This window comes from Streptomyces acidicola, assembly GCF_009377235.1.
Classification (GTDB): domain Bacteria; phylum Actinomycetota; class Actinomycetes; order Streptomycetales; family Streptomycetaceae; genus Streptomyces; species Streptomyces acidicola.
This window is the reverse complement of record NZ_VMNX01000301.1, coordinates 1-10168: the sequence shown is the minus strand read 5'-3', so window position 1 is coordinate 10168 and position 10168 is coordinate 1. Positions and strand designations below refer to the sequence as shown.

11 protein-coding genes are annotated in these 10168 nt (G+C 70.8%); 7 read left to right on the top strand and 4 right to left on the bottom strand.

The window, feature by feature from the left end; translation table 11 throughout:
* Positions 1–130 precede the first annotated feature (130 nt).
* Complete coding sequence (locus FPZ41_RS41395; RefSeq protein WP_152869390.1) at positions 131–913, bottom strand: SigE family RNA polymerase sigma factor; 783 nt, start codon at positions 911–913, stop codon at positions 131–133.
* 332 nt (positions 914–1245) lie between these two features.
* On the opposite strand from FPZ41_RS41395, the gene afsQ1 reads away from it, so the two are divergent.
* From afsQ1 to FPZ41_RS41370, 5 genes are all read left to right on the top strand, one after another.
* A complete protein-coding gene (gene afsQ1 / locus FPZ41_RS41390; RefSeq protein ID WP_181586995.1) occupies positions 1246–1923 on the top strand; it encodes a two-component system response regulator AfsQ1 in 678 nt (225 codons plus the stop codon).
* Positions 1821–3488: a sensor histidine kinase gene (locus tag FPZ41_RS41385; protein ID WP_152869386.1), complete on the top strand. Its 1668-nt coding sequence runs from the start codon at positions 1821–1823 to the stop codon at positions 3486–3488. Before afsQ1 ends, FPZ41_RS41385 begins: the two co-directional genes overlap by 103 nt.
* Positions 3485–4120, top strand: a complete 636-nt coding sequence (locus tag FPZ41_RS41380; protein ID WP_228023350.1) for a hypothetical protein — start codon at positions 3485–3487, stop codon at positions 4118–4120. Before FPZ41_RS41385 ends, FPZ41_RS41380 begins: the two co-directional genes overlap by 4 nt.
* A 113-nt stretch (positions 4121–4233) precedes the next feature.
* Complete coding sequence (locus tag FPZ41_RS41375) at positions 4234–4785, top strand: VanZ family protein (protein WP_322621385.1); 552 nt, start codon at positions 4234–4236, stop codon at positions 4783–4785.
* Between the two features lie 102 nt (positions 4786–4887).
* Positions 4888–5088, top strand: coding sequence for a PspC domain-containing protein (locus FPZ41_RS41370; RefSeq protein WP_152869382.1), 201 nt, complete (start codon positions 4888–4890; stop codon positions 5086–5088).
* A gap of 123 nt (positions 5089–5211) precedes the next feature.
* Here the strand turns inward: FPZ41_RS41370 and FPZ41_RS41365 are convergent, their stop codons facing one another.
* The gene (locus FPZ41_RS41365; protein WP_152869380.1) at positions 5212–5574 is read right to left on the bottom strand and encodes an ATP-binding protein; all 363 of its coding nucleotides are present in this window, start codon (positions 5572–5574) and stop codon (positions 5212–5214) included.
* 134 nt (positions 5575–5708) lie between these two features.
* A complete protein-coding gene (locus FPZ41_RS41360; protein WP_152869378.1) occupies positions 5709–6872 on the bottom strand; it encodes an adenosine deaminase in 1164 nt (387 codons plus the stop codon).
* A 115-nt stretch (positions 6873–6987) separates the two neighbouring features.
* Here FPZ41_RS41360 and FPZ41_RS41355 point away from each other — a divergent pair, with 115 nt between their 5' ends.
* Positions 6988–7758, top strand: a complete 771-nt coding sequence (locus tag FPZ41_RS41355; protein WP_152869376.1) for a prolyl oligopeptidase family serine peptidase — start codon at positions 6988–6990, stop codon at positions 7756–7758.
* 73 nt (positions 7759–7831) lie between these two features.
* On the opposite strand, the gene FPZ41_RS41350 is transcribed toward FPZ41_RS41355, so the two are convergent.
* Positions 7832–8785: a LysR family transcriptional regulator gene (locus FPZ41_RS41350; RefSeq protein ID WP_152869374.1), complete on the bottom strand. Its 954-nt coding sequence runs from the start codon at positions 8783–8785 to the stop codon at positions 7832–7834.
* 63 nt (positions 8786–8848) lie between these two features.
* Between FPZ41_RS41350 and FPZ41_RS41345 the strand changes: the two genes are divergently transcribed.
* On the top strand, positions 8849–10168 hold a 1320-nt coding region (locus tag FPZ41_RS41345; protein WP_152869372.1), incomplete at its 3' end, for an MFS transporter.

Sequence of the window (10168 nt, the reverse complement as noted above, 5' to 3'; positions counted from 1 at the left end):
CCGTTCCCCTTACCCCTCGGGCATTGCTCCCCCGTGGACCCTGTCGGACGCCGTTCCCCCGTCGCCCTCCAGGCAGTGCGGCGGCGCTCCCCCGCGCCACCGCCCCCGTTACCGGTTCCCCTCCAGACCCTCAGGCGACGAGTTCGCCGAAGGACTCCTCCTCGTCACGGCCGAAGCTGAGGACCTCGTCCTCGCGCAGCCGGCGGAGCGACCGCCAGATGCTGGACTTCACCGTGCCGACACTGATGTCGAGGATCTCCGCGATCTCCGGGTCCGTGCGGCCCTCGTAGTAGCGCAGGACCAGCATGGTGCGCTGGAGTTCGGGAAGCCGGGCGAGCGCCTGCCACAGGACGGCTCGCAGTTCGGTACCGCGCATCGCGTCCGTGTCACCGGCGGTCTCCGGCAGTTCCTCGGTCGGGTACTCGTTCAGCTTGCGGCGGCGCCACGCGCTGATGTGCAGGTTGGTCATGGTGCGGCGGAGGTAGCCCCCGACCGCGGCCTTGTCACTGATCCGGTCCCACGCCTTGTACGTCGAGAAGAGGGCGCTCTGGAGCAGGTCCTCGGCCTCGAAGCGGTCGCCGGTCAGGTGGTAGGCGGTCGCGTACAGGGAGGCGCGGCGCTCCTGGACGTAGGCGGTGAACTCCGCCTCCGACACCGAACGACGCTCCCCCGTGGCCTCCCCGTACGCGGCTCCCCCGTGAGCCGTCGCCCCCGTTCCCCCGTGGGCGTCAACCACCGTCATGAACGTGGTGTGCTGACGCCCGGTGCCGCGAGCGCACCCCCGCCCTCCCCCACGCTCGAATACGCTCGCGCGGGAGGGACCCCCATCGGCACCGGACTTCTCCGTGCTCCTGGCGACATCGTGGAGCCGCGTGACAACTGCGCCAGTCCTGGTGCTTTGCAGCGTGTTCATCTCGCGCCCCCCGTCGTGGAGTTCCGGTTTTCGGTGGCTCGGCGGCCCCGCCCTCTCGTTCCCCCGGGGCGGTGCCTCCTTGCCTGTGCCGAAAAGCTTGCCGAGCCCACTTCATGACCGTGTCCGCCGACTGTCACAGGCCTGTCACAGGGGGCACCCTCAGCCGGATCGAAGCCGGAGCACAGGCGGATCGCAGTCGGATCGCCGTCGGATCGCCGTCGGATCACAGAGAAGAGCCGTACGGCTACACAGACGGCAGGATCATGTGCGGGTGACGAGCAGGAGCCCGCCAACAGTCGATAGAGCACCTCACCATGGGCCAGAATGAGCCCGTGCCTTCCCTGTTGCTGATCGAGGACGACGACGCCATCCGCACGGCCCTGGAGCTCTCACTGACGCGCCAGGGGCACCGTGTCGCCACCGCCGCCAGCGGTGAGGATGGTCTCAAGCTGCTGCGCGAACAACGCCCGGACCTGATCGTCCTGGACGTGATGCTGCCCGGTATCGACGGTTTCGAGGTATGCCGTCGGATCCGGCGCACCGACCAGTTGCCGATCATCCTGCTGACCGCGCGCAACGACGACATCGACGTCGTGGTCGGGCTGGAGTCCGGCGCCGACGACTACGTCGTGAAACCCGTGCAGGGGCGGGTGCTGGACGCCCGCATCCGGGCCGTGCTGCGGCGCGGCGAGCGCGAGGCCAACGACGCGGCGGCCTTCGGCAGCCTGGTCATCGACCGGGCCGCGATGACGGTGACCAAGAACGGCGAGGACCTCCAGCTGACCCCCACCGAGCTGCGGCTGCTCCTGGAGCTGAGCCGACGGCCCGGTCAGGCGCTGTCCCGCCAGCAGCTGCTGCGCCTGGTCTGGGAACACGACTACCTCGGTGACTCGCGGCTCGTCGACGCATGCGTGCAGCGGCTGCGCGCCAAGGTCGAGGACGTACCGTCGTCGCCGACCCTGATCCGTACGGTCCGCGGCGTCGGCTACCGGCTGGACACGCCTCAGTGAGTGATCGGCAAGGAGGGTTCCGCGGCTGGTCCGCGGCGCGCAGGGCGGTCTCGTCGGGCCTGCGCTTCACGAGCCTGCGACTACGGCTCGTCGTCGTGTTCGGGCTCGTGGCGCTCACGGCCGCGGTGTCGGCGTCGGGTATCGCGTACTGGCTCAACCGCGAGGCCGTGCTGACGCGTGCGCAGGACGCGGCGCTGGACGACTTCGAGCGCGCGATGCAGAGCCACGCCGGCACGCTGCCCGTGCATCCGACCGAGGGGCAACTGGCGTACGCGGCACGACAGATGGGCGACGGCGGCCAGCGGTTCAGCGTGCTGCTGATAGCGGAGGGCAAGAACGGCGAGACCGTACAGGGCAGTTCGGGCGAGTCGGCGCTGGACGGCTTCACGCTGAGGGACGTGCCGGCGTCCCTGCGGAAGGCCGTCACCGAGAAGCAGGAGCTCACCTCCGGCAACAAGAACGAGTACCACCTGTACTGGCAGCGGGTCGTCGACGGCGGCACGCCCTACCTGGTGGGCGGTGCCAAGGTGATCGGCGGCGGCCCGACCGGCTACATGCTCAAGTCGCTGGAGCCGGAGGCGAAGGACCTCAACTCGCTCGCCTGGTCGCTGGGCATCGCCACGGGTCTCGCCCTGATCGGCTCGGCGCTGCTCGCGCAGGCCGCCGCGACGACCGTGCTGAAGCCCGTGCAGCGCCTGGGCGTGGCGGCCCGGCGGCTCGGCGAGGGCAAGCTCGACACCCGGCTGCGCGTGTCCGGTACGGACGAACTGGCCGATCTTTCCCGGACGTTCAACCGTGCGGCGGAGTCCCTGGAGAAGCAGGTCGCCGACATGAGCTCCCGTGACGAGGCGTCCCGTCGCTTCGTGGCGGACATGTCCCACGAGCTGCGCACACCTCTGACGGCGATCACCGCCGTGACGGAGGTGCTGGAGGAGGAGCTGGACGCGGAGACGGGCAGCGTCGACCCGATGATCGAGCCGGCCGTACGCCTGGTCGTCAGCGAGACGCGCCGCCTGAACGACCTCGTGGAGAACCTCATGGAGGTCACCCGCTTCGACGCGGGCACGGCCAGGCTGGTGCTGGACGACGTGGACATCGCCGACCAGATCACCGCGTGCATCGACGCGCGAGCCTGGCTGGACGCGGTGGACCTGGACGCCGAGCGCGGCATCATGGCCCGCCTCGACCCGCGCCGCCTGGACGTGATCCTGGCCAATCTGATCGGCAACGCGCTCAAGCACGGCGGCTCGCCGGTCAGGGTCTCGGTCCGCGAAGACGCCGACGACCTCCTCATCGAGGTGCGGGACAACGGCCCGGGCATCCCCGAGGACGTCCTCCCGCACGTCTTCGACCGCTTCTACAAGGCGAGCGCCTCCCGCCCCCGCTCCGAGGGCAGCGGCCTGGGCCTGTCCATCGCCCTGGAGAACGCCCACATCCACGACGGCGAGATCACCGCGGCGAACTCCCCCAAGGGCGGAGCGGTCTTCACGCTCCGCCTCCCCCGGGACACCTCCCCTCTGATCACGGAGGACCAGCCCAAGACCGCAGAGGGGACCGGCGGATGACGTCACGGATAGCGTCGGCCCGGCCGTGGCTTGCGGCCCGGCCGTGGCTTGCCGCCGGAGTGCTGGCGGCTGTGCTCACGGGGTGCGGGATCCGGGCCACTCAGGTGCCGACGGACTTCGGGCCGGCTCCGTCGCGGGTGCCGTGCACGCTGGCGGGCACGGACATCGCCCCGCAGAGCTCACAGGGGATCCCGGTGCAGGTCTTCCTGCTCTGTTCCCGGCAGTTGGTCGCGGTCGGCCGTGCCGTGAGCGTCCCCGACGGCACCCCCGATGCCCAGCGGCGCGTCCTCGTGGCGCAGGGGCTGCTCGACCAGCTCTCCGAGCGGCCCTCCGCCGCCGAGGACCAGGCCGGGTACGACACGGACGTCCAGAGCGGTCTGCGGGTGAGCGGTCAGCGGCCGGGTGACCCCGAGGACGCGCTGCGGCTGTCCACGGCCCCCGAGCAGCTGTCGGAGTACGCCCTCGCCCAGATCGTCTGCACCTTCGCCGACTCGGCGGCGGCCGAGGGCAACGGCTCGGTGGTCCTCGGCGGCCCCGGCACCGAGCCGCTCCGACGCTACAAGTGCACCACGGAGGTCCGCTCGGAGCCGGGCGCCGAGAAGCCGCCCTCCTCGGAGGTCGGGACGTCCTGAGGGGCGTGGGCGGGGGCGCCCGCGGCCGTACGTGTGGCGCACCCCTCACCCGGTCTGACCAAGTGGGGCGCCGGCGCGGAACCGATCGTGCCGGGGGGCGCGTCTTGGGGTGCGTGCAGCGTCAAGGTTCGAACGGCGGCAGCGCCGGGATCCGCGTCCGTGCGACGGGAGGTGTCCTCCTCGTCGCACACCTCGCGCTCGTCGCCTGGATCGCGCTGCGTCCGCTGGACGTCCCCTGGGTGAGTGCCGCCAATCTGACGCCGTTCGCCGGGATCAGAGCCGATCTGGCGCTGGGATGGCCGGAGGCGGCCCGCCGCATCGGCGAGGGGCTCGCTCTCCTCGCGCCCCTGGGCGTTCTGCTGCCGATGGCGGACGGCAGACTCGCCGTCTCCCCGCTCGCCTCCCTCACGCGTACGGTCGCCGCCGGCTGCCTGCTCTCGCTGGGCATCGAGCTGCTGCAGACCGGGGTGCCCGGCCAGATCGTCGACATCGACTCGATCCTGCTGAACACGCTCGGTGTGGCCCTCGCCCACCTCGCGATCGTCCCCGCCGGACGAGTCCGGCTGCGTCGCAGGGCCGAGACCAGGCACCGGGCCGCCCGCTCCAGGGAGGAAGCACCTCAGGGTCGCACCCCGACGATTCCCAGGGTCGGAATAGCTCCGTAGAGTGACGCTTCGTCCGCTTCGTCACCGTAGCGTTGAGGGTGTTGAGGACGACGGGGCCGCCAACGGGGAGGCCTCCGTCCCTGGCTGACGAAGGAGCCCTCCATGAGCCGCCTTGCCCGCCCCACCGACGGCCGGATGATGGGCGGAGTGTGCGCAGCGCTGGCACGGCGCTTCGGCACCTCCTCGACCACGATGCGTGTGATCTTCCTGCTGTCGTGCCTGCTCCCTGGCCCGCAGTTCCTGCTCTACATAGCCCTGTGGATCCTGCTGCCCTCGGAGGACAAGGCCCGCACGGCTTGGTGACCGGCACCGACCGGTGACCGATACGACGCTGGGGCGCACCCACCGAGGGTGCGCCCCATGCTCGTCCGCACGAGAGCCGAGAGCCGGGTGCCGAAGAGCACCGGCACCAAGAAGAGGTACGGCTCAGACGGCACCGCCGAGCGGCAGTCCGCCCACGCCCTTCCCCTTGCCGGACAGGGCCTTCACGGGGAGACCGCCGAGCAGCTTGGCCGCCGGGTTGGTCGGGCCTCCGGACACCACCTTGTCGGTGGTGGGCTGCGCGGACTCCAGGCCGGCGCCGAGGGCGGACTGGCCCTGGGTGACGACCCCACCGGCAGCCGGCACCGCCTGCGAGACGTTCTGCGCGGGCAGCGCCTGAGTGACGGTCCCCAGCGCCTGGGGGGCGGCCGGGACACCCGGTGCGGCGTTCGCGGCGCCCGCGCCCGCGGCGGCGACGGCGGTACCGAGGGCGGCGACTGTGAGGGTCTTGGCAGCAGACTGCTTCATTTTGGATGCGTCCTTGAATGCGTGATGACGGGGATCTGAGCGGTCTTGAAACGTAAACACCAAAGACCCGGCGGAGGCAAACACGCAAAAAGCGGTCGGGCCACCGCGACCCGACCGCTTCCCGGAACCGTCAATCAGCCCTTGTCCACCACGGAACCGCTGGTCGAAGCGGACTGGCGGAACAGCCATTCGGATTTCAATTCGGCATATCCGGGCTTGATGACGTCATTGATCATCGCCAGTCGTTCATCGAAAGGAATGAATGCTGACTTCATAGCATTGACGGAGAACCACTGCATGTCGTCGAGCGTGTAGCCGAAGGCGTCGACAAGGTGCTCGAATTCCCGGCTCATACTGGTGCCGGACATCAGGCGGTTGTCCGTGTTCACGGTCGCCCGGAAGTGCAGGCTGCGCAGCAGCCCGATGGGGTGCTCGGCGTACGAGTGGGCGGCGCCCGTCTGGAGGTTGGAGCTCGGGCACAGCTCCAGCGGGATGCGCTTGTCGCGGACGTACGAGGCGAGCCGGCCGAGTTTCACCGAGCCGTCCTCGTGCACGTGGATGTCGTCGATGATCCGTACGCCGTGGCCGAGCCGGTCGGCACCGCACCACTGGAGGGCCTGCCAGATGGAGGGCAGCCCGAAGGCCTCGCCGGCGTGGATGGTGAAGTGGTTGTTCTCGCGCTTGAGGTACTCGAAGGCGTCGAGGTGACGGGTGGGCGGGTAACCGGCCTCGGCACCCGCGATGTCGAATCCGACGACACCCAGGTCGCGGTAGCGGTTGGCGAGTTCGGCGATCTCCAGGGCGCGGGCCGCGTGCCGCATGGCGGTGAGCAGGGCGCCGACGCGGATGCGGTGGCCGTTCGCCTTCGCCCGCCGCTCCCCTTCTCGGAAGCCCTCGTTGACGGCCTCGACGACCTCTTCGAGGCTGAGCCCCGCCTCGAGGTGCTGCTCGGGCGCGTACCGCACCTCGGCGTAGACGACCCCGTCCTCGGCGAGGTCCTCGGCGCACTCGGCGGCGACGCGGACGAGCGCCTCGCGGGTCTGCATGACGGCACAGGTGTGGGTGAAGGTCTCCAGATACCGCTCCAGGGAGCCGGAGTCCGCGGCCTCACGGAACCAGACACCGAGTTTGTCGGGGTCGATCTCGGGGAGGCTCGTATAGCCGGAGGCACGGGCGAGGTCGACGATCGTGCCGGGGCGCAGCCCGCCGTCGAGGTGATCGTGCAGCAGGACCTTGGGCGCCCGGCGGATCTGGTCCGAGCTCGGGAGGGCACCGGTTGGGGCAGTCTGGCTCGTCATGGCCGCACTGTAGCCCCTACGCGCGTAGATGTCCCGGTAACGAAGATCCGCCGATACCCAACGGTGACCGTCCGGCCAGGTGTCGTACACCGCGACTTCTGACACTGTTTCTGTCATGTCACAGCAAGCAACACCGTTGCGCAGCCCCCGACTTGGGCGAGTCGTGGGGCCTGAGCCGTCGGCCGTGAGCGGGGTCGTGCTGCTCCTCCCCAGTGGCGACGAGGTCTCGGAGCGCAGACCCACCCCGATGATGGCGGCGGCCTCGCTGCGTGCCCTCGGCCGCCGTCTCGCCCGCACCGGGCACGACGAGGGTCTGGCCGCGCACGTCGTGCACTACCGCTACCGCGGCTGGAACGGCGGCGAGGCCCATCTGGCGCACGACGCCTCCTGGGCCGCCGACGAGGTCGTACGGCGCTACGGGGACGTACCGGTCTGCCTGGCCGGAGTGGACATGGGCGGGCGGGCGGCACTGCACGCGGGCGGACACGCTGCCGTCAACTCCGTCCTCGCGATCGCCCCCTGGCTGCCCGAGGACGACGTGGCCGTGCCACCCGAACCGGTGAAGCAGCTCGTCGGCCGCCAGGTCATGATCGTGCACGGCACCAACGACCAGCGCACGGACCCGGAGCTGTCCTTCCGGCTAGCTGCCCGGGCGAAGAAGGCCAACCGGGACATCTGCCGGTTCGAGGTGCACTCCGACGGGCACGGGCTGCATCAGCACCGGGACGAGGTGCACGCGCTGGCGGAGGACTTCGTGATGGGCACGTTGTTCGGGCGCGTGTTCGCGCGCCCTGTGGAGGATGCGCTGGCGGCTCCGCCGCCGTTGGGGCTGCGGATGCCGTTGGCCTCCGGCTTCGGTCGGTTTCGCTCCGGGAGGGGTGGCTGAGGGGTGTTTCGCGGCTGCGGGTGCGACGTGGTTGCTGGCGCAGTTCCCCGCGCCCCTTTGCGGCCGGGCGCCCTCAGTCCGGTAGGAGCCGGCCCCTTCGTGACAGCAAGAACCTCTTGAAGGCCGCCACCGGGGGTGTGTCCGGGTGGCCCGACAGCCAGGCGACGCCGATTTCCCGGGCTGCGCGCGGGGCCGTGACCGTCAGCTCGGCCACTCCCGGGCGGGGCACGGCGGGGGGTGGCAGCAGGGCGACGCCGAGGCCGGCCGCGACCAGGCCGCGCAGGGTCTCCGCCTCCTCGCCCTCGAAGGCGATGCGGGGCTTGAAGCCGGCCTGCCGGCACAGGTCGTCGGTGATGCGGCGCAAGCCGTAGCCGGGTTCGAGGGTCACGAAGGTCTCGTCGGCGGCCTCGGCGAGGCGGACGCGTTTACGGGAGGCGAGGCGGTGGTCGGCCGGCACGACGAGGCGCAGTTTCTGTTCGTCGAGGCGGCGGGCGACGAGGTCGGGCGCGTCCGGGACGGGCGACGTCAGACACAGGTCCAGCTCCCCGGCCCGCAGCCGCTCGATCATGGCCTCGCCGTAGTTCTGGACGAGGCTGAAGCGGACGCGCGGATGGTCCACGCGGAAGGCGCGGATAAGCCCGGGGACCGTCTCCGAGCCCATGGTGTGCAGGAAACCGAAGGCGACCTTGCCGGTGGCGGGGTCCGCGTCGGCGCGCACCTCCTCCGCGGCCCGCGCGATCTCGGCGAGCGCACGCTCGACGGAACCGAGGAAGGTACGTCCGGCGGGGGTCAGGGAGACCGTGCGTCCCCGCCGGGCGAACAGGTCGACACCCAGGTCCTGTTCCAGCCGGACCATGGCCCGGGACAGCGTCGACTGCGGGACCTGCATCTCCTGCGCGGCACGGGTGACGTGCTCGGTGCGGGCGACCCCGGCGAAGTGGGCCAGGCGCGGGGCGAGTACGGAAACGATGTCTTCTGTGTCACTGGATGGTGACAGGTGAGCTTCTGACCTCTGCTGATGCACCATGGGAACGATTATGGGGGTTCCATGCATTGGACGGATGAGTCGCCCGGTCCGTACGTTCGAGGCATGCCTTCCGTCAGTACCGAGGCGTCCACCACCGTGGGCGCCGGACCGACCGTTCCAGCTTCCGACTCCAACAGCCCCTCCCACACCCACTCGCTCTCCAACTCCTCTTCCGACACCCGTATGACCCCGGGCGGGCCCGGCTACCGCCGGATGAGCCTGGCGCTGTTTCTCGCCGGTGTCGCGACCTTCGCGCTCCTCTACTCCACACAGGCGCTCCTGCCGCTGGTCTCCGGCGACTTCGGGGTGACCGCGAGCGCGGCGAGCTGGACGGTGTCCGCGGCGACGGGTGCGCTGGCCCTGTTCGTGCTCCCGATGAGCGCGCTGTCCGAGCGGTTCGGGCGGCGTGCGGTGATGACGGCGTCGCTGGCGGTCGCGGTGACGGTCGGGCTGCTGGTTCCCTTCGCCCCGAACCTGGGCGTTCTGGTGGTGCTGCGGGCGGTGCAGGGCGCGGCGCTCGCTGGTCTTCCGGCGTCGGCGACGGCCTACCTGGCGGAGGAGGTCCGCCCGAAGGCCCTCATCACCGCGATCGGGCTGTTCGTCGCGGGCAACAGTGTCGGCGGTATGAGCGGCCGGGTCATCACCGGCTGGGTCGCGCAGGAGTGGGGCTGGCGGGTCGCGGTCGGGGTGATCGGTGTCGTGGCGGTGGGGTGCGCGGTGGCCTTCCGGCTGCTGCTGCCGGCACCGAGGCACTTCACTCCGGGTTCGCTGCGGCCGCGTGTGCTCGCCCGTACGGTTCGTGACCATCTCTCGAACCCGCTGTTGCGCCGGCTGTACGCGATCGGTGCGCTGTTCATGACGGTGTTCGGCGGCGTGTACACGGTGATCGGTTACCGGCTGACCGAGGCACCCTTCTCGCTGCCCCAGGGCATCGTGGGCTCGATCTTCCTCGTGTACCTGGTGGGTACGGTGTCGGCCTCGACCGCCGGGAAGCTGGTGGGGCGGCTCGGGCGGCGTGGGGCGCTGTATCTGGCGGGCGGGACGACGACGTCGGGGCTGCTGCTGTCCCTGTCCGACGCCCTGCCGCTGGTGTTGCTGGGGCTGGTCCTCATCACGGCCGGTTTCTTCGCCGGGCACGCGGTGGCGTCGTCCTCGGTGAGCCACACCGCGACGCAGGGGCGCGCGCAGGCTTCCGCTCTCTACCAGTCCGCGTACTACGTCGGTTCCAGTGCCGGGAGCACGATCGGTGCGGTGGCGTTCCACGCCGGGGGCTGGGCCGGGACCGTGGGGGTCGGACTGCTGGCGGTGCTGGGCGTGGTGACGATCACCGTGGTCGGGTCGCACGCGGCGCGGGTGCAGGCGCGTCGCGGGGCGGTGGCGGTG

Bases quoted from the DNA above. Each gene is read 5' to 3' on its own strand.
- FPZ41_RS41365 (WP_152869380.1), bottom strand. From the start codon at position 5,574: ATGAAGCAGTCTGCTGCCAAGACCCTCACAGTCGCCGCCCTCGGTACC.
- FPZ41_RS41360 (WP_152869378.1), bottom strand. From the start codon at position 6,872: ATGACGAGCCAGACTGCCCCAACCGGTGCCCTCCCGAGCTCGGACCAG.
- FPZ41_RS41350 (WP_152869374.1), bottom strand. From the start codon at position 8,785: ATGGTGCATCAGCAGAGGTCAGAAGCTCACCTGTCACCATCCAGTGAC.
- FPZ41_RS41370 (WP_152869382.1), top strand. From the start codon at position 4,888: ATGAGCCGCCTTGCCCGCCCCACCGACGGCCGGATGATGGGCGGAGTG.
- FPZ41_RS41355 (WP_152869376.1), top strand. From the start codon at position 6,988: ATGTCACAGCAAGCAACACCGTTGCGCAGCCCCCGACTTGGGCGAGTC.
- FPZ41_RS41380 (WP_228023350.1), top strand. From the start codon at position 3,485: ATGACGTCACGGATAGCGTCGGCCCGGCCGTGGCTTGCGGCCCGGCCG.
- FPZ41_RS41395 (WP_152869390.1), bottom strand. From the start codon at position 913: ATGAACACGCTGCAAAGCACCAGGACTGGCGCAGTTGTCACGCGGCTC.
- FPZ41_RS41385 (WP_152869386.1), top strand. From the start codon at position 1,821: ATGCGTGCAGCGGCTGCGCGCCAAGGTCGAGGACGTACCGTCGTCGCC.